Source organism: Actinomycetospora sp. CA-084318 (assembly GCF_050955885.1).
Taxonomy (GTDB): Bacteria; Actinomycetota; Actinomycetes; order Mycobacteriales; family Pseudonocardiaceae; genus Actinomycetospora.
Genome location: NZ_CP192098.1, coordinates 2,239,394 through 2,258,053 on the forward strand (window position 1 = coordinate 2,239,394; position 18,660 = coordinate 2,258,053).

Genomic DNA, 18,660 nt, shown 5'->3' on the forward strand with positions numbered 1-18,660 from the left:
CTAGAACTGGTGATGAGGTCGAGGCGGGAGGGTTTGGACCGCTCGATATCGTAAGAGGCGGTGGCGTTGTCGTTCTAGCGATCTTTGTCCGTCTAACGTGGCAACCGTTGCGACAAATTCGAGATAACGCGCTGGTCGCTCTATATGCGTTCGTTCTAGTTTGCGTAGCAAGTAGCCTTTGGTCAGTAGAGCCCCGCGCGACGCTACTCAAAGTTGTTCCACTATTAGGCACATTCTATGCCTTATCGCTTATACCTCGCTACTATCAGAGCAATCACGCGACCATGAGGTCCGCGGCAGGGCTTGTGCACATCATTCTCACCGCAACGATAGTTGGTGCGTTCATCGCTCCATCTTTGGCGTTCGCGGTCGCGAAGGGCGAGGAAATCTCTCGACTAGGTTCGATTATTCCTCAGATTAGCGCCAATCCTTTGGCGTATGTGGCTCTAGCGGGGCTGCTTTCCATTGCTATTCGCATTGGGCCTGATTTTGTCTCGAAACGTCCATGGCTTCAGGTAGTCCTAGCTTTCGCTTACGTCGCAGTGCTCTTGCTCACGAGGACGAGGATCGGAGTGGCGCTAGCTGTATTGGTGATCCTGCTGGCTGTTGTCTTCGGCCTCCGTCACCGTCCACTTCCGTCGGTTCTCTTTCTCCTGGCCTCGGTGCCGTTCGCTCTGCTTATTCTTTCTTATACGTCCTCGGTTACGGAATACTTCCTAAGAGGGCAGGACGACCAGTCTCTTGAAACGCTGACCGGGCGGACTGTCATTTGGCGCGTGGCGTTCCAGTCGGTGTCGGATAACCCGATTGCCGGTCTTGGTTATTACTCTGGCCATAGATTGGGGCTAACGGCTCTACCTTCTGCCCAGCTTCAGTCGAATCTGGACAACACGTGGCTTGAGTTATTGGTCGACGTAGGAATCATCGGGACCCTGCCGGTTGCGATCTTCGCGATTATTGCTGTTGCAAGATCGGTCCAAAATGCGGGGAGTCCAGAGTCCTATAGGCCTTTTGCCGCCCTCTTAGTGATCTTCGGCGTCTTGACGAGCTTCGTTAACCCTACGCTGCAGGCACCGTCGATGACTCTCGTGCTCCTGCTAGTTTCCACGCTGTGTCTTCGAGATACGCTACCTGCAAGTACCAGCCGATTGTCCTCTGGCGGTGAAGTGTGAACTGGAATCGATTTCGGACGATTCTCCTTGAGAATTGGCTACTGATGACGGGCGCGGCTCTCGTTGGTGTGGTGCTTGCCGGCGTCATCAGTTTGGTGATACCACCCCGGTACTCGTCAACAAGTCAGCTCTTTGTGTCAGCTCGAGGTGACACTAGCCGGTTAGATCAGTTGTCTCAGGGTGGAACGTTTTCGAGTGAACGGGTGAAGTCGTACGCGGAGTTGGCTCGTAGTCCCTTGGTACTGGACTCCGTCAAACAAGTCCTGCAGTCGTCGGAGTCTGTTGCCGATCTGCAGGGCCTCGTATCCGCAGACGCGCCCACCGACACTGTCATAGTGGAGGTTACTGCTGAAGGTCCGTCCTCCGACGCGGCTGTCCGTCTGTCGGACGCGACCGTCACGCAGCTCGCGCGAACGGTCGAAGCGATCGAGGCACCGAGTCCGGGCCAGCCATCGCCTATTCGGGCCACAGTCGTTGCCCCGGCGCAAACGCCGTCCTCCCCCGACTGGCCACGGATTCCGGTCAACCTCGTAGTAGGTGCTCTGCTGGGCCTGGCGATAGGTCTATCGGTCGGCGTCGTGCGTGATGCACTAACCGATACAGTTCGCGGCAGGGTCGGTCTCGAGGCCTTGGGGTTATCCGCGGTAGCAGGTATCGGCACGAGCGTGGACGAAGCAACGTTGGTCGTTCGAGACAATCCCCGTAGTCGTACAGCGGAGGAATTCAGGAAGTTGCGAACGGGTCTCGACTTCGCAGCTGTGGATAAAGCGGCAAAATCCATTGTCGTAACTAGCTGCAAGGCCGGAGAGGGCAAGTCCTATGTGACCTTGAATCTTGCACTTGCTCTTGCTGAAATGGGAAGAAGAGTTTGTCTTGTAGACGCGGACTTGCGCCGCCCAACGGTGGCGGAACGACTCGGGGTGGCGGAACAGCCTGGTCTTACGACGGCGATAGTAGGTCGGATTCCACTACCCCAGGCCCTTCAACGGGTGAACGGCAATATGTGGGTTCTCCCTGCTGGCGAACTGCCGCCGAACCCAAGCGAGCTGCTTGGGTCGGAACGGGCTCAAGGGGTCCTTCAAGAACTCCAAGGCTTTGTCGATATTGTGCTCATCGACTCGCCACCAGTCCTCCCTGTCGCGGATTCGACGGTACTGGCGAGCCGAGCCGATGCGGTCTTGGTGGTTGTGCAAGATCGGAGCACGCGCAACGAAGACCTTCGAACATTGCAAGTGGCGTTGTCGTCGGTTGACGCGAGAATCTTGGGTGTTGTTCTAAACAGAGTCCATCTTTCCTCCCGAGAGGATAGTGCTTATGACTACGCGCCCTCGCGCTCTGTCGAGAATGTAGACAGGTCAGATGTGACTGACACGCACATCAAGCCGAGTCCAACGCGTCGCAGGTGAGTGATTTGCGACAGAAGGTAGGCTCCCCGGCGATTGAGAGTCATGCGTGAGAGTCGCAGTTGTAATCGCGTCGGCGGGAAGGCCAGCCGTGGTGACCCAATGCCTGCAGGCGCTTGCCCGCCAGACTCTAGTCCCTATAAGCGTCGTCCTCAGCGTTCCAGGCCTGGAAGACGCGCCTAAGGACGTTGCAGAAGACTCGCCCTTCCGTGTTGTGATCTCTCCGAAAGGGCTCACGAAGCAGAGAAATGTTGGTATCGACGCCGTTTCTCAAGACCACGACCTCATCGCCTTCTTCGATGATGACTTCTTGCCCCATGAGACCTATCTCGAGCGATCTGTTCAAGCGTTCGAGGACTTCGAGTCGCTGATTGCTGCAGATGGTGTCGTCCTCGCGGATGGGGCGGCCGTCGGTGAGCTGTCATGGGCGGAGGCGGCATCGGTACTTGAATCTTATGCTGACGCGGGCGTTCGCACGCCTGATCTCGCCTGGAATCATCCGGATAAGCTCTACGGTTGTAACATGGTTATGAGGTCGTCACTTCTCGAGTTAGAGAAATTTGACGAAGCTCTCCCTCTTTACGGTTGGCTCGAGGACCGTGACATTTCCATCCGTGCTGGTCGTCATGGCAATCTAGCCAGGATCTCTGGAGCGGTGGGTGTTCATCGGGGTGTGAGGGGAGGGCGGGTCAATGAGGCCCGTCTCGGATATTCGCAGATTGCGAATCCGGCGCACCTGCTCAGAGTTGGGGTTTTTAGTCGCCGTGAATGCATTCGATCGATCTGCATGCGGGTGCTGGGCAATCTAGCGGGCCTGGTGCGTGATCGCCCGCGAAGGTTCGATCGAGTCGGAAGGTTAAAGGGCAACGCCCGTGCCTTGCACGATGTCTTGCGGGGGCAGGACTCCCCGGGTCGTGTCACGGATCCGACTTTCGACGGCAGGTGAAGGGCTCTGTCCTCAGATCGATTCGTCAGACCTGACCTACCTATGCTCGCGTAGGGCGCATCTATCTGTCTGCGTGAGACGTGTCCATCCTTGTCACGCAGGAGATTCCTTTGTTGATGGCACTATTTAAATTGGTCGATAGGCCGTCGACATCGTTATTCCGCACTATGAACGTGAGGACAAACCATGTGTGCTTGGCTGCTGACCGGCGGTGCCGGGTACATCGGCTCGCACGTGCTGCGGGCGCTGCGGGCCGCCGGCCACGACGCGGTCGTCCTCGACGACCTGTCCACCGGTCTGCGTGAACGCCTGCCCGACGACGTCGAGCTGCTTCACCACGACCTGCTCGACCCGGAACTCGGGACGGTCCTGGCCGACCTGACCCGTCGTCGGGACGTGGCGGGGGTGGTGCACCTGGCGGCGAAGAAGTCGGTGCCGGAGTCGGTGGCGGAGCCGCTGACCTACTTCGAGCACAACGTGGGCGGGACGGTCGCGATGCTGCGCGCCGCGACGGCGGCGGGCATCGGGCGCTTCCTGTATTCCTCGAGCGCGGCGGTGTACGGCGAGACGTCCGCCGAGCCGGTCGCCGAGGACCACCCGACCCTGCCGACCAGCCCCTACGGCGAGACGAAGCTGGCGGGGGAGTGGGCGGTGCGCCGGCACGCCGAGGCCGAGGGCCTGGGCTGGACGGCGCTGCGCTACTTCAACGTGGCGGGCACGGCGTCGGCGACGCTCGCCGACCGGGGCGCGACGAACCTGCTGCCGCTGGTCGAGCGCGCGGCGCGGACCGGTGAACCGGTGAAGGTGTTCGGGGACGACTGGCCGACGCCGGACGGCACGTGCCTGCGCGACTACGTGCACGTCTCCGACCTCGCCGAGGCCCACGTCGCGGCGGCCGCGGCGCTGCTGGAGGGGCGGTCCCCGGGCGCGCTGAACGTGGGGCGCAACGCGGGGACGAGCGTGCTCGAGGTGATCGCCGCGGTGTCGGCGGCGCGGGGGGAGCAGGTGCCCTACGAGATCGTCGGCCGTCGTCCGGGCGACCCGGCCCGCGTGGTGGCCGACGCGTCGCGGATCGCGGACGTCCTGGGGTGGCAAGCCGCCCGAGGGATCGATGCGATGACCGACAGCCGGCCGGGATTCCGTTAGGGATGGGGCGGAGCGCACCGTGTGGTCAGTGTCCGACGACGCGGACACATCCGATTGTGCAGGTGATCGTGTCCTGGATGGACTGGGTGATCTTGGCCTGCTGCTCGTAGTGCTGGCTCTGCGCGCGGGTCTGCGGATAGCCGTCAGTTGCTCCGGTGCTGCTCGAGCTCGGCACCTGCTCCGGGACGTAGTTCAGCGACGTGTGGTTCTCGTCGATCCGGGTGGCGGTCGGCGCGGAGCCGGCCGGAACCGGGCCGGCCAAACTTGGGGCGGCGGGCACCGTTGCTGCCGGCGGAGTCTCGGCGGGGGTCTCCGTCTCCGGAGCGGGCGGAGTGACACCCCTGCCGGTGACCGTGTTCGTCGTCGTATCGCTTTCGTCGGTCGTGACGGCTTCCGTGTCGGCGGCGCTCTGCTCGCCGGCGGTGTCCTCATCCGCAGTGGTGTCCGTGCCGGACCCGCCGTTCCCGGTCGTCGGCACCGCGTCGGCCCTCGAGCCGGATCCGGCCCCGAGGTCCGTCTCGCCGTCGGCATGCGCCGTCTGGGAACCGCTCGGGCGGGTCGCGGCGGCGACAGGGGCGGGCCTTGCCGGGCGGGTCTTAGCGGGGTGGCCGCTCGCAGCGGGGGAGGCGTCCGAGATCAGCGCTTCCTGGTGGGCGATGGTGGCGTATCCGACGCCGCCGGCCAGACCGATACCCCCGGCGAGCACGACCGGAAGCACGATGCGGGTGAATGCACGGGACCCGCTACGCCTGGGCTCGTGCGTCGCCGTGGTGGTCGCGGTGTTCGACATGGTGAGGCTCCTCCTCGTCGCTGGGACTGGGAAGAACCCTGTCGCGCGTCGAGAACCGTTCCCATGACTCCGACCACGAGGTCTCTGTCGCAATTGGGTAAGGCTTGTGTGTCCGAACGGTAAGCCTCGCCCGGACCGGGCTACAGATCGGCGGGATTCACCGCTCCGCGCTGGAGTGCCTCGTTCGCCAATTCGACGCGGCGACGGGTGCTGGCGGGGTCCAGCTCGAACTTGTCGTAGAGCCGCAGGAGGTGCTGCTTGACGGCGGCTTCGGTGACGACGAGGGCCGCGGCGATGTCGCGAGCGGTCGCGGGCTCACGGAAGACCGCGTCGGAGGCCAGGGGTCGGCAGAGTGCGTGCAGGACGTCCCGCTCACGACGCGTGAGCTCCGGGGCGCTGCGCCGGGTGTTGGTCCGATCTGCAGCGCGGCCGGTGTCCGGACCGCGGTAGGTCACACGGGTACTGCCGATCATGATGATGTCGCCGTGGCGGAGGGCACGTTCGGTGAGTAGCCGCTCGCCGGCGACAACCGTGCCGTTGGTGCTGCCCAGGTCGCGGATGGCCCAGCTGGTCCCGTAGGCCTGCATCACGGCGTGCAGGGAGGACACGTGGCCGTCGTGCGCGAGGACCACGTTGTTGCTGGGCGCGCGCCCGATGGTCATGGTCGTGCCGACCAGCAGGACCACCTCGGTGCCGCCGGGCCGTGACACCTCGAGGAAGCTCGGCGTCGAGGTCGCTGTGTCGGTGTCGGAGACCGAGTCTTCGGCCACGGATCCCCCTTGCGCGCTGGTCTCGGTCCGGCTCCTCCAAGTGTGCGGCACCGACGGCACGCCGGGCGAGACGGGTCGGCCGCCTCGTCTCGGAGGCCCGCAGCACCCTGGCGGGAAGGTGACACGACCCTTACCGGAGTCGGTGCCATTGGTGGCTTGCCGGCGATTCTTCTGGGCTGCGCGCCGCAGCAGAATTTCCCGTGTCAAGCACAGCAGGTCCCGCCGAAGCGGCGGGAACGCGGCCACCACCCCTTCTTGAGGAGAAGTCGTGATCGACGCTATCGAGACCCTCATGCGCAAGCTCCCCGCCCCGCACGGGAAGAACGCCGGTGTAGCGGCGGGGATCGGCTTGGTGTTCGGCGGAATCGGGCTGGCCGTCTACTTCCGCAACATCATCGACCTCATTCTCCCGGTGGGAATCTTTCTCGCGCTGGCCGTGGTGCTGGGTGACTACGGCGTGCTCGCCGGCGCTGTCATCGCGGCGGTGTACGGCTACTACCGCGTGATCGTGGCCCAGGAGGTCGCGGCCGAGAACGCGATCCATCAGTCCAGCGGCGTCTGAGCCGCACCACCAGGAGAAGGGAGAAGGACATGGGCAAGAATCGTCCGTGGTCGATGTGGTGGAGAATCGCTGTCGGGACGAGCGCGGTCATCGGAGTGGCGTTGACCACCGCGGCGGCCTCCAGTGGTGGAGGTGTGATCATCAACATCGTCCCGGACATCGTGGCAGCTGCCGGCCCAGCTGCGCGCTCGGTGCGGCTGCCGGCGGCATCGGTCGACGAGCTGGCGCGGTCGGTGGGAACGTCGTCGAGAGACATCACGGACGTCGCTCAGGGGGCCACGCCGGTCCGCCCTCCGTGGTTGACGTCCCTGAGACAGGCCAACGAACGGACACAGGGTCCGGTGCGCGACGCGGTGGTCGAGGCAGCCTGCGACTCGTTGACCGAGGGCACGGTCGACCAGACCCTGGCCGACGCGCTCGAGGAGCGAGGGCTCGGTGGGCTGACCGGGCTTCCGCGGTTCGGCCTGTTCGTCGACACCGTCACGCTGGCCCAGCAGCTGGAGGCGGCCTACCGGAGCCCCGACCCGGCGGAGCGGTCAACCGTGGCGTTGGTCTGCTGGGCGGCCAAGGCCTCCGGCTGAATCCAGCTGCGCGAGCTGGTCTGGCCTTCCTCGGTGGTGACTCTCGGCGAGAGTCCTCTGATGAGAGGCCGCCGAAAGCCACGAATGGCCTGATAGTCGTGGTAGGAGGCGACGGAGAGTGTTGAGCCCGGCTCCGTCGCCGTGACGAGGGGGAGTCCGGTGAAGAAGCCCGTCAGGACCAGGAGCGGGCCGCGCCGCGTGGAGGCCGCGCGTGCGCGGAAGGCCGCGCGGCGGGCGAAGCGGCCGCGCACGGTCGCGACGTACGCCGCCCGCACCACGTTCGTGGCCGCCGTCGGCGCCGGGGTGTTCCTGCAGGGCGGGGTGCCGGAGGCGAGTGCGACGACCGCGCCGGCAGTGGTGCAGTTCGCGGCAGGGGAGGGGGACGAGGCGGCGGAGCCGTCCGCGGCTGACGGCGCGACCGACGACAGCCCGCAGAGCGAGGAGTCCGGCACGTCGTCGTCGGATGCCACCGAGGACGAGACCGAGGACGAGGCGACGACGCAGCCCTCGGCGCCAGCCCCGACGTCCGCGTCCGAACCGAGCCGACGGCCGGAGCCGGCCTCGACCCCGAAAGCGGCGCCGGAGCGGGCGAAGGATGCGGCGCCGACGCCGACCCGGACGACCACCTCGACACCCGTCCCGCAGGCCGATCCGATCTCCTCGGCGACTTCGTCGTCCTCCGCGAACGCCGCCGTGGCCCCGGCCCCGCAGCCGGCTGCTGCGCCTTCGGCTCCACCGGCGGCTCGAGCGGCAAAGCCGGCGGCGCGACCCGCCGTCGGGAAGGGACCGGAGCGCGAGGCCGGCACGGTCGCACGGACCGGCCGAGCCGAGGATCAGCGGGGGACCCGCACGAACCAGGTCACGCGCGTCGCGGTACAGAACGTGCTGACCCGCATCGCCCTGGGCCTCGCCGGTGTCCTCCCGCCGTCGGGGCCGACCACGCCGACCGCTCCGGCGGCGCCCTCGAGTGCCTTGCTGCTCGCGCAGTGGGCGCTGTTCCGCCGCGGCGGGTCGGTGTTCAACCAGAGTCCGTCCGCGAGCCCGACCCAGGCACCGAGCACCACCGGCCAGGTCACCGGGAACCTCAACGCGACGGATCCGGACGGGGACCGGCTCACCTACTCCATCGTCGGGCAGCCCGCACGCGGCGCGGTCGTCGTGAACCCGGACGGCACCTTCGTCTACACCGCGGACGCGGCGCTGGCGCGTACCGGTGGCACCGACTCCTTCACCGTGCTCGTCCGCGACAACGCTCCAGGGCGGGGTCAGGCCACGGACGCGCTGCGCGGCCTGCTGGGGCGCCATCACCCGGTGCTGGCTGATCGACTGTTCGGGCCCCACGCGATCGCGGTGACCGTGCCGGTCGTCGTGGCCTCACCCGCGACCAACACCCCGCCGGTCGTCCCGAGCGTCCCGCCGGTACCGACGACCGAGCGGATGACCGGGGTCGTGACGGGGAGCCTCGGGGTCCGCGACGACGACGGGGACCCGTTGGAGTTCACGGTCGTGGGCCAGCCCGGGGTCGGGACGGTGACCGTGGACCGGGCGACCGGCACGTACACCTTCACCCCGACCGCGGCTGCCCGGCGCGTGGCGGCGGGGACGCCCGGCACCGACACCGTCACCTTCGAGGTCCTGGTCTCCGACGGCCGGGGCGAGGCGGTGTCGGTCCCGGTGACCGTCGTCGTCGACCCCGGCCCCGCGGAGGTCGTGGCGGCGATCCCGGTGGGGACCGGACCGCAGTCGCTGTACGCGAGCCCGGACGGGCGCCGGCTCTACGCCGTCGGCGCCGGTGGGTCGAGCCTCGCGACGGCGAGGACGTTCGCCGCGTTGGACGCCCCGGCGCCCAGCGGCACCGTCATCACGGTCATCGACGCCGGGAGCAACACGCTGATCAGCAGCATCGCGGTCCCCGGCCGCGTGGACGAGGTGCTCTTCAGCCCCGACGGGGGGCTCGCCTTCGTGACGAGTCGGACCGACGAGAGCTACTACAGCGATCCCGCCGCGATCACGGTGATCGACACCGCCACCGACTCCGTCGTCCGCACCATCGAGGCGCAGGGACCGCACGGCGGGGTCTACTTCGCGCCGGACGGCCGCCACGCCTACCTGAGCGACCAGCTCGGCGACACGGTCTACGTCGTGGACACGGCGAACGGGTCCCTGACGACCATCGAGACGCCCAGTCCGCAGTACCTGACCTTCAGCCCGGACGGGCGCCGCGCCTACATGCCCAGCATCACCGACGGGCGGACGGTCGTCATCGACACCGCCACCCACACCGTGATCGGCAGTGTGCCGGGCTACGGCCAGCCTGTGTTCGGGCCGGACGGTCGGTACACGTACGTGGTGGACACCCAGGCCGTGGACGGGACGGTCACCGTCATCGACACCGCGGACGACTCCGTGGACGTCATCCCCGTCGGGCGGTACCCGTCCTGGATCCAGTTCGGCGCCGACGGCCGGTACGCGTTCGTGAGCAACATCTACGGCGGGGGCGACCAGCGGCTGACGGTGATCGACACCGCCGACCACTCCTTCGCGACGATCGACCTCGGCACCGCCCCGGACCCCATGCAGATGTCTGCGGGCGGAACACGCGGGTACCTCGTCGACCGTCAGGACGGCACCGTCACGATCATCGACACCGCGCGAGGCGTCCTCGTCGACACCATCGACACGACCGACTACGCCCACAGCACCGTCCTCAGCGCGCAGTTCGCACCGGACGGCTCGAAGTTCTACGTCCAGGACCTCGACCGGCTGACGATCATCGACGTCGCCGACGACTCGGTGGCGACCCTCGACAGCTACGGCCGGTTCGGGTTCACCCCGGACGGTTCGCACGCCTACCTGTTGGGGTGGGAGCCCGAGGGCTCTCCGCTGACGCTGATCAGCGTTGCCGACGACAGCACCCGGACCTTCGTCGGGCCCGTCTACGTCAACGACGTGACCTTCAGCCCCGACGGGAGCCGTGCCTTCCTCACGAACTGGGACGGCGTCGTCTCCATGATCGACACCTCGGACGGGTCCACCACGACGGTGGCCGTGGGGACCTCCGCGGGGACGACGCCCGTCTTCAGCCGGGACGGCAGGCAGGCGTTCTACGTCGACCCCGGGCAGTGGGGAGGCGGTCCCGACGGCGAGTCGCTCGGGTCGGGTGCCGTCACCGTCGTCGACGTCGCGACGGGTCAGGCCCAGCGGATCGCGCTCGGCTCCGGCGCCTACACCGTGACCTTCAGCCCCGACGGGACCCGCGCGTTCCTGATCAGCGACCGCACGGCGGACGGGTCGACGGTGACCGTGATCGACCGGTCGGACTCCACGGCCACGACCTTCACCGCCGGCCCCTACGCGAGCGAGGTCGAGTTCACCCCGGACGGCCGCTTCGGGTACGTGTTCGCCTACGGCACGGGGCCGGACGACGGCGAGGTCGTGTTCATCGACCTCGCTGACGGCTCGCGCTCGTCCGTGCCGGTCCCGTCACCGAGCGGCATCCGCTTCAGCGCGAACGGCCGGTACGCCTACGTGCTCAACCAGCGCGACGGCACGGCGACGGTCATCGAGCTCGACAGCGTCGGGGACGACGACGGCGGGTCCGCACTGGCGTGAGGCGGCAGCGATTCGCCGCAGTCGGCGAAGGCGCGACGGCCGTGCTCCAGCCGCAGGGCGTTCCACGGCGGACGAGTGCGCGGTGCAGCACGGGCGCGCGTTGCGCTGCGGCATCCGGGTGGATGTGTTCGACAGAGCCAACGCGCGGCGGTCGATTGCCGAGACACCCGCGTGATCGTGCGGGATGTGGAGAAGCTCCGTATCTCCTCCAGGTGCCCTCGGTCCCGTGCCAGTGCGATGGAAGACCTCCGTCGCGTACGGCGACACACGGACTCGACCGCCGTCGGGTTGTCTCAGCTCGCGGACGGTCGGATCACTCCGCACGACTACCTCGAGAAGATCTTCCAACTCCCGAAGTGGGTCGACGCGCTCGACGCGAGGACATCCCGGTCGATGCTCGACGCGTTGCTCGGGCCGGTGGCACGTCCGGATGACGGGTCGATCCACACCTCGGATGCCCCGACTGGGCCACGCGCGGAACGTGAGGTGCCGTCCGTCGAGCAGCCAGGCGACAGCTCAAGTCCTCCGCGTCGAGCGGTCGAAGAGGCGGCGACGGCCTCGGTCCCTGGGTCAGCGACGGTGGTGCCGTTTGCGCTCGACGTCTCGAACTCGGAGCGTCACGCGCTGCTCGACCTCGCTCCCTTGCTCGCGCGCTCGCCGCGGGTGCTCAAGCGCTTTCTCAACACCTATCGGCTGCTCAAGGCCGAGCTCGCCGACCTGCCCCAGCTAGCCCTCGCGCGCTTCCTCCTCGCCGTCGGCACCGGCCGCCCCGCGTTCGGCGAGGCACTTCTCGCTCACCTGGACGAGGCTGCCAACGGGTCGCTCGCCGAACACCTCGGCGCCTTTGCCGAGGACGATATCTCCTGGCTTCGTGCCTCCGCCCCCGACGACGTCATGTTGGAGGCGTGGGAGGTCGACACCGCCCTCCCCGTGGTGCGAGCCGTGCGGCGATACCTGTTCCGGACGGGCGAGAACGTGCAGAACCCGGGCTCGGCTCCCCGTCCGCTCCCCGCGGAACCTGCCGGCTCTTCGGCCCCATAAATCGACAGACCGCGAAACCACCGCCGGCCGATCGGTGGCTGGCATGGTCACGGTTATGCTGCATTGATGTCGATCGACTGGGGCTCGGTGCCTGACTGGCTGGCCGGTGTCGGAGCTGTTTCCGCTCTCGGCTTCGCGGGCGTCGCCGCGCTCGCGGCGGTCCGATCGAATCGTGCCCAGCAGCTCCAGGTCGAGTCTCTACGCGCCGAACAAAGAGCAGGCTCCGAACGGGAGAGGAGGGCGGAGGCGACGAAGCTGGCGTTGTGGGTGGAGTTCGAAGAGAAGGAGCCGCTCATCTTCGAAGGGCTCCCGCACTCCGTGTCGTCGGTCGTGCGCTTCAGCAACGCGAGCTCCCTACCGCTGTACTCGGTCTCCATCGTCATGATCGGTCCGGAGGGGGCAGCACGCGTCCCGTACAACGTTCTCGCCCCCACTTCTGTACCGAGAGTCCTCCCACGAGCATCGAGGGTGCTTCATACCCTCGTCGAGGGACACGATCTCGGCGAACTTCTCGCTGCCGGCCGGGTCCATCTCGCATGCTCGTTCCGCGATTCCTCAGGCCTGTGGTGGGTCCGCAGTCACGATGGTCGACTGGTTGAGGCAAGAGACCAAGCGGATGCCGAGAATCTGAGCGGAGACGCCGATCGAGGGTGACTCACTGCTCGGAAGCGCCGGGCTCGACCGGCGCACACATCGTCGAACACAAGCAGCCATTGTCGCGTACTCCCGGCCCGAATCGTTCGACCCGTGATCGAACGTCATGACCCACTCGGTGGGTTGCGACGCCATAGGTGGTCAGGCTGTTGCGACCTCATTCAGGCGTCGCAGTCGACGGTGGTGTACCCCCGGTCATGGTCGGGTTGGACCCAGGTTCCGCGATAGGCCACCACATAGACGTAGCCGTAGTGGTAGTAGTCGGGCCACATCCTCTTGTTCACCTTGTCCGCATCCACTCGCGCCCAGCCTGAATACTCGGACGCGTAGATGAACCCCTGAGTGCACCAGGCGCTGTTCTTCGCGGCCAGGGGCGGACGAGGGTCGGGCCACGACGGGGCCCTGAGTTCGAGTCTCGGAGCCGGGGGAACGCACCAGACGTTGTAGCGCCAATCGCATCCCGCGTGTGCTGCCGGAGTATTGACGAGAGACGCCGAGAGAGTCGCGGCGGCGATCGAGAGAGTTACGGCAAGGGTGCTCAGAATCTTCTTCACGGTTTCTCCTCCTCGAGGTGATTCTCGGGTTCACCCGCCGGTCCGACGACCACGTGTGGTTCGACGCTTCAGTCGCCGCAAGCCGCCGGTGCGGGTGGACTCGGCTGCTTCGCCGGTGACGATGGTGGATCGGTCAGTCATCACGTGCTCCCGTGTTCGTGTGGTGTGCTGATAGGTACGAGCCTGCCGTTCGGCGCGGAGAAGGCCTATGACCGGCGCAGGCAGGGTCTTCCACGGCGGGGGTAAGAGTCTTCTTCCCGGCAGGTAAGACCACGAGGTCGGAGGCATGGCGCACGAAAGCCCCGACGAGCCCTTTCCGGGCCTCGTCGGGGCTCTCGACAGACTCGACCGGCGGGCGCCGGATGGGTCTCAGGGGGTACGGCGGCCGCGGCTCCGACGATTGACGTGAGTCAGCACAAAATTCACCTCCTTCGCTCTGTGTCCATCGTTGTCGGTCCGATCAGGGAAGACGCCGACCGCGCGTGCGGCGTGAAGTTCGGGACAGCATCGTCGAGCACCTCCGTGTTCTCATTCTTGCGACGTCGGTTACGAGTATGCCGCGGTGCAACGACGAAAAGCTGTCCGCCCAAAGTTTGAGTACTGTGGTGGTCGAGTAAGCACTCTCTTACCTTCTGGTCAGGGTCGATCCGTTCCCGAGATGCCAGAGTCCTACTGCGTCGCTTGACGCGGAGATGGACGATCCGTTGGGAAGATGATGATTCGTTTCGGCGATGACACGCGGTGGCGTGTGAGCAAGCGCGGTCTCGTGTTCGCTTCCGACGACGCCGACGCGATCCTGCTCGAACATCCCGGCGCCGCAGAGATCGCCGCGCAATTCGTCGTCGGCGACAGCCGCGATCGACTCGCCGCCACTCTCGACGCTGCCGCGCGCTCGTCCTCACTGACAGTGCTGCCCGGGTCCGAGCTGATCGACCAGATGCTCGCGGCGGGCGTCCTGGTCGACAGCGAGCCTTCCGGTGTCGCAAGGCCTCGAACCGAGGCTGACGGCGACCAGGCACGGTCGCGATCGTGGGCTCTCACCCGCGCAGGGCTCGAGTTCTCGGGCATCGAGGCGCCTGCGCGGTTCATCGACCGACACCTCGTCCCCGTCCTCCTCAGTCGGGTAGGGCTCGTCGTGCTCGGTGTCGTCGTGCTGGGCGGAGTCGTCGCTCTGGCGCTCGGTCGCCCCTCCGGACCGACCGTGAGCTCGCACCCGGCGCTGGATGGACTGCTGGGCTTCGTCGTCGTCCTCGCCATGGCGGCCGCCCACGAACTCGCCCACGCCGTTGCACTCGTCCACTACGGCGGGAGGCCTCGACGCGCCGGGGTCGGGTTCTACTGGGGTTCGGTCAGTTACTACGTGGACTCCACCGATGCTCTCCACCTACCGCGTCGGGCACGGGTGGTGCAGGCACTGGTCGGTCTGGCCGTCGACGTCGTCTCGATCAGCCTCCTGGCCATCACGGCACATCTCTCGAGCAGTGCACTGATCACCGCGGTGTTCTGGAGACTGGCCGTGATCGGCCTGGTCGACCTGGTCACCAACGCGCTGCCGATCCTCGAACTCGACGGGCACTGGGCGCTCGCCGATCACCTCGACGAACCCGATCTCGCTCCTCGGGCTCGTGCCGCCGTCGCGGACCGTCTTCGCCGGCGTCCGGCTCCTCGCTGGTTGGCCCTGTACGGCGGTCTGTCCCTCGTCGGCGGGATGGTCCTCCTCATCGGCGGGGCCTTCGCCTGGTGGTGCGCGGCAGGCGACCTCGTGACCGCCCTGTTCGCCGGCAACGTGTTCGACGTCCTCGTCGGGCTCTATGTCGTCGTGCCCTTCGTGCTGGGACTGCTGGCGAGCCTGATCGGCCTCGCGGTCGAGACCCTGCGTGGACACCACCCGTCCGGCGATGTCGTGACCTCGGCGAGCGGACGCACGGCGTGAGCCCCCGGAGCTGACGTGCTCGACATCGTCAGGCCTTTTCGTCGTCCTCGTTCTTCCGGCCGTAGTGAGCGCTGATCTGCTCGGCGCCCTGCGTACCGATCCCGGCGACGGCCTTGCCAGCTTCATCGGCGACACCGAGGACGATCTCGGGGAAGCTGTCGGCGTCCTCCTTCGGCTGCTCGATCCGCGGTCCCGGGGCCGCGCGGATCGAGAGCTCGGTCGGCTGCGGGCGGGGCTGCGGGGTGTCGTGTTCCTGGATCGGCGCGTCACCTCCGATGCCGCGGAAGCCGGCCACCAGTGCGGCGCCGAAGAAGGCGACCTTCCTCCAGCCCGACACCGTCTGAACCTCCTGCTCGGGCTGTTCGGAGCGCGGCTCCGTCTGCACGCTGCGAGCGTCCGGCGACGGAGGCGGGAGCTCGGTCGACGGCGCGGACCTCTCGGGGCTGGTGTGGTCGGCGGGCATCACGCCTCCGTGGCGATGAGGTGGGCGGTGTGCAGGAGGAGGAGTTCGACGAGGCGGGAACGGCCGACGGCTGCGGCGAGGGCGGTCTCGAGCGCCCGACGTGAGGTGCCGCCCCCGAGGTCGCGGACCGCGTCGCGCAGCGCGCTGGCGTCCAGGTCGCCGGCGACCACGCGGTCGCCGCCCGGCTGGAACGCGGGGAGGCGCCGGAGCTGTGCGAGCGCTTCCCCGGCGGTCGGGGCGTCGAGGTCGACGCCGAGCGCGAGCCACCCGTCGTCGGGAACGAAGGGATCGGCCGGCGGACGGGCGTGCAGGTCCTCCTCGACCTGCTGGAAGCGTCGCGGCCCGGCGGTCCAGCGCAGCCAGTCGTCGTCGAGGGGCCCGCCGCCGAGGAGTCCACCGATCTCGCCGAGGAGACGCTCGGTGAAGCCGTGCGCGTCGACCCACCCGCGCAGCAGGGGGCGGCGGGCGTCGACCGCGCGTTCGGCGGCGTGCAGCAACGCGCAGTGCAGGTCCTCGGACGGGACGTCGACGAGCTCTGTCATCGTGCGGCGCGAGGGTGCGGGAGTCCGCAGTCCGAGCAGGAGGCACATCGTCACGGCCTCCACCCACACCACGAGTACCGGTGTGTACGCGTGGTGGTCCGCGTCGTTGAGGCGGCGGGCCGTGCACGGCCGTGTCTTACACGAGGCCGGGCAGAACGGGCTCCGGGTCCGCGCCAGGGGCGGGTCGCGGCGTACCCCGTGGTCGGACTCGCGCTCCTCCCCGAGCGGGAACGCGACCAGGACCGGGCGGTCCATGCCGTCGTTCGCGGCCGCCGCTCGACCGGGCGGGAGCGCCACGACGAGCTCGGAGTCGGTGGGGGAGAGGTTGATCGTCGCGCCGACCGTCTCCCGGTCCTCGGCCGCGGGGAGGCGGTGGACGATCTTGACGGCGGTGTTCTTGACGACGTCGGGAAGGATCTTGGACGGGATTTGCTCGACGACCGCGACCCCCTCGCCGTAGGCGCGGATCTCGGCGATCAGGGAGGCGAAGAGCTCGATCGCACCCGCCGCCGGGCCCTCGGTGACGTTCTTGAGCAGCCGATGGGCCTCCTCGACGACGAGGACGTGCCGGAGCCCCGGCCGGGCCTGCGGGTGGACGCGGAGGTGCTCGACGATCCGGATCAGGACCACGCCGATGACGAACGCCTTGTCCGCGTCGTTGGTGACGCCGTCGAGTTCGAGGACCACGTTGCGACGCAGCAGGCCGGCGACGTCGAGGGGGTGCCCGCCGTCGAAGAAGCGGCCGGGCGTCCCGGAACGCAGGCTGCCGATCCGGACGTCGACGAAACCGCGGACGTTGGCGGCGACCTCCGGGCCGTAGCCGATCTGCTCGACGACCCGACGGGCGGCGCCCTGCAGGTCACGCAGGCCGGGATAGCGGGGGCGGGCGGGCTGTGGCGTATCGGTGCGACGCAGCCGTGGAGCATGCGCGGGGCGGGGTTCCCCGGTCAGCAGGTCCCACCCGGACTCCGCGTAGACCTCGGTGAGCGCGCGCCCGAGCACCTGCGGGAAGGGCTCGGTCACCTCGAAGGCCGCGAGGAACAGCGCACGGACCAGATCGGCGTGGGCCTGCAGGGGAAACCCCGGTTCGGGCTCGAGGGGGTTGAGGCAGGCCGGCACAGCGTCCGGGTCACCGGGCCGGATCACCGTGACCGCACCCGGACCGAGCCGCCCGGCCATCCGGGCGTACTCGCTCTTCGCGGGCTCGACGGCGAGCCAGGGGACCGGGGCAGGACCGCTTGCGAGCGCCTCGAGCAGCGAGCGCACGGTCTGGGACTTGCCGGAGCCGGTCGCGCCGCAGACGAACGCGTGTCGGTTGAGGCTTGCCCGCGCGATGCGGTAGGGCCCCGCCGGCTGCTCGGCGCGGTCGAGGATCGTGCCCAGCGACCAGCCGGGCCCGGAGTCGCCCTCGACGGTGAGGTCGAAGGTGTGGGTGTCCACGAGCCGGATGCCCGGGAGCTCCTCCGACGGCGTGGGCGCCGCGGCGAGGAGGACCTCGGAGCCGGCTCGGAACGGTGTCGTCGCGCCGCCCCGCAGGGTGCGTGGCGCGGACAGGCACGAGCCGAGGTCGGTCGTGTCGGCGTCGGGGACCAGGACGAACGGCACGTCGTCGAACTCGGACGCCGAGCACAGCACCGCCGCCGTCGAGCGCGCCTCGCCCGGCGTCCGGCCACCCGCCGCGATGCGGATGTCCCACGAGCCGGCAGCCCGGGCTCGGACGAGATCGCGGTACCGGCGCTCCGATCGCTCGAGCTCGACACGGTCCTTCTCCGAGCTGATCTTGAGGCGCATGGCGGGGAAGCGCGCCTCGAGGCCGGTGATCTCACGTTCCAGTGCCCCCGCGTCGACGGGCGAGGCGATCACGAGCCAGGCGAACGGGTGCGGCAGGTGGATGGCGTAGTCCTCGAAGCCGCCGCGGATCGGGTCCCGGTCGGTGTCGCGACGCAGACCGGCCGTCCACAGGGCATCCGCCTGGCCACCGCAGGCGACCCAGTGCGGGAACGCCCCGAGCTCCCCGTCGACCTCCTCGGGACCCAGCGGCTCCACCCGCGACCCCGGTGGGTAGAGCACGGGCGCGCCGGACCCGTCGTCGGGATCGCCGCCGATGACCAGCGGGAGAACGGGAGCCGCTCCGAGGGCGACCCGCACCGCACCGTCGGGCGCTCGCCACCACCCCAGACCGAGGCGCGCATCGACGGCGCCGTCGAGGGAGGCGTGGGCAGCGGTGAGGGCCGCGAAGAGCTGCGCACGCGTGCGATCGGGCGTCGCCGGGTCCCGGGGTGGACGGGGGAGCGAGCGGAAGCGGTACCAGCGCATGTCGTCGAACGACCCTGACCCGCCCACGTGACCCCTCCCGCACGCCCCACGTCTCCGGGAGCTCGAACACCTGCCGCTGTCTATCGAGCACACGTCATACGGCGCGTACGTCTGTTCGAGCGAACGCGTTGCGCTGTTGGAGTGATGTGCCACTGGGTCGCGGTAACGACCCGGT

At 68.0% G+C, this 18,660-nt stretch carries 16 protein-coding genes; 10 read left to right on the top strand and 6 right to left on the bottom strand.

Translation table 11 applies throughout. From position 1 onward, the window contains the following. Positions 1–305 precede the first annotated feature (305 nt). The 4 genes from ACQPYX_RS10965 to galE all read left to right on the top strand — a co-directional run bounded on the left by ACQPYX_RS10965 (position 306) and on the right by galE (position 4,667). Positions 306–1,172, top strand: a complete 867-nt coding sequence (locus tag ACQPYX_RS10965; RefSeq protein ID WP_433802936.1) for an O-antigen ligase family protein — start codon at positions 306–308, stop codon at positions 1,170–1,172. Further along, positions 1,169–2,578: a polysaccharide biosynthesis tyrosine autokinase gene (locus tag ACQPYX_RS10970; RefSeq protein WP_433802937.1), complete on the top strand. Its 1,410-nt coding sequence runs from the start codon at positions 1,169–1,171 to the stop codon at positions 2,576–2,578. The genes ACQPYX_RS10965 and ACQPYX_RS10970 overlap by 4 nt, the downstream gene beginning before the upstream one ends. A gap of 46 nt (positions 2,579–2,624) precedes the next feature. Further along, positions 2,625–3,521, top strand: a complete 897-nt coding sequence (locus ACQPYX_RS10975) for a glycosyltransferase family 2 protein (protein ID WP_433802938.1) — start codon at positions 2,625–2,627, stop codon at positions 3,519–3,521. Positions 3,522–3,707: 186 nt separating this feature from the next. Next, entirely contained in the window at positions 3,708–4,667 is a 960-nt protein-coding gene (galE, locus tag ACQPYX_RS10980) for a UDP-glucose 4-epimerase GalE (RefSeq protein ID WP_433802939.1), read from the top strand. Positions 4,668–4,692: 25 nt separating this feature from the next. On the opposite strand, the gene ACQPYX_RS10985 is transcribed toward galE, so the two are convergent. Continuing rightward, positions 4,693–5,457 carry a hypothetical protein gene (locus ACQPYX_RS10985; protein WP_433802940.1) on the bottom strand — a complete coding sequence of 255 codons (765 nt, stop codon included), beginning with the start codon at positions 5,455–5,457 and terminating at the stop codon, positions 4,693–4,695. A gap of 140 nt (positions 5,458–5,597) precedes the next feature. Further along, positions 5,598–6,473, bottom strand: coding sequence for an FHA domain-containing protein (locus ACQPYX_RS10990; RefSeq protein ID WP_433802941.1), 876 nt, complete (start codon positions 6,471–6,473; stop codon positions 5,598–5,600). Between the two features lie 22 nt (positions 6,474–6,495). Between ACQPYX_RS10990 and ACQPYX_RS10995 the strand changes: the two genes are divergently transcribed. Together ACQPYX_RS10995 and ACQPYX_RS11000 are read left to right on the top strand one after the other, a co-directional pair. After that, on the top strand, positions 6,496–6,789 hold the full coding sequence (locus tag ACQPYX_RS10995; protein WP_433802942.1) for a hypothetical protein: 294 nt from the start codon (positions 6,496–6,498) through the stop codon (positions 6,787–6,789). 134 nt (positions 6,790–6,923) lie between these two features. Then, on the top strand, positions 6,924–7,370 hold the full coding sequence (locus tag ACQPYX_RS11000; RefSeq protein ID WP_433802943.1) for a hypothetical protein: 447 nt from the start codon (positions 6,924–6,926) through the stop codon (positions 7,368–7,370). On the opposite strand, the gene ACQPYX_RS11005 is transcribed toward ACQPYX_RS11000, so the two are convergent. Beyond that, a complete protein-coding gene (locus ACQPYX_RS11005; protein WP_433802944.1) occupies positions 7,298–8,176 on the bottom strand; it encodes a hypothetical protein in 879 nt (292 codons plus the stop codon). The genes ACQPYX_RS11000 and ACQPYX_RS11005 overlap by 73 nt on opposite strands. Before the next feature lie 76 nt (positions 8,177–8,252). Here ACQPYX_RS11005 and ACQPYX_RS11010 point away from each other — a divergent pair, with 76 nt between their 5' ends. From ACQPYX_RS11010 to ACQPYX_RS11020, 3 genes are all read left to right on the top strand, one after another. Beyond that, positions 8,253–10,982: an Ig-like domain-containing protein gene (locus tag ACQPYX_RS11010; protein ID WP_433802945.1), complete on the top strand. Its 2,730-nt coding sequence runs from the start codon at positions 8,253–8,255 to the stop codon at positions 10,980–10,982. A 288-nt stretch (positions 10,983–11,270) separates the two neighbouring features. Continuing rightward, a complete protein-coding gene (locus ACQPYX_RS11015) occupies positions 11,271–12,023 on the top strand; it encodes a hypothetical protein (protein WP_433802946.1) in 753 nt (250 codons plus the stop codon). A 66-nt stretch (positions 12,024–12,089) separates the two neighbouring features. Continuing rightward, entirely contained in the window at positions 12,090–12,677 is a 588-nt protein-coding gene (locus tag ACQPYX_RS11020; RefSeq protein ID WP_433802947.1) for a hypothetical protein, read from the top strand. A 161-nt stretch (positions 12,678–12,838) separates the two neighbouring features. On the opposite strand, the gene ACQPYX_RS11025 is transcribed toward ACQPYX_RS11020, so the two are convergent. After that, on the bottom strand, positions 12,839–13,231 hold the full coding sequence (locus ACQPYX_RS11025) for a hypothetical protein (protein WP_433802948.1): 393 nt from the start codon (positions 13,229–13,231) through the stop codon (positions 12,839–12,841). A 748-nt stretch (positions 13,232–13,979) separates the two neighbouring features. Here ACQPYX_RS11025 and ACQPYX_RS11030 point away from each other — a divergent pair. Then, the gene (locus ACQPYX_RS11030; protein WP_433802949.1) at positions 13,980–15,164 is read left to right on the top strand and encodes a hypothetical protein; all 1,185 of its coding nucleotides are present in this window, start codon (positions 13,980–13,982) and stop codon (positions 15,162–15,164) included. Between the two features lie 28 nt (positions 15,165–15,192). Here ACQPYX_RS11030 and ACQPYX_RS11035 read toward each other — a convergent pair whose 3' ends face one another. Both ACQPYX_RS11035 and ACQPYX_RS11040 read right to left on the bottom strand, forming a co-directional pair. Further along, positions 15,193–15,549 (bottom strand): hypothetical protein, encoded by a 357-nt coding sequence (locus ACQPYX_RS11035; protein ID WP_433802950.1) that lies wholly within the window; start codon positions 15,547–15,549, stop codon positions 15,193–15,195. A 77-nt stretch (positions 15,550–15,626) separates the two neighbouring features. Then, on the bottom strand, positions 15,627–18,512 hold the full coding sequence (locus ACQPYX_RS11040) for an ATP-binding protein (protein WP_433802951.1): 2,886 nt from the start codon (positions 18,510–18,512) through the stop codon (positions 15,627–15,629). Positions 18,513–18,660 lie beyond the last annotated feature (148 nt).

What these genes read in the sequence shown, in the direction of transcription:
- galE (WP_433802939.1), top strand. Translation starts at nt 3,708, where the DNA reads ATGTGTGCTTGGCTGCTGACCGGCGGTGCCGGGTACATCGGCTCGCAC.
- ACQPYX_RS10985 (WP_433802940.1), bottom strand. Translation starts at nt 5,457, where the DNA reads ATGTCGAACACCGCGACCACCACGGCGACGCACGAGCCCAGGCGTAGC.
- ACQPYX_RS11020 (WP_433802947.1), top strand. Translation starts at nt 12,090, where the DNA reads ATGTCGATCGACTGGGGCTCGGTGCCTGACTGGCTGGCCGGTGTCGGA.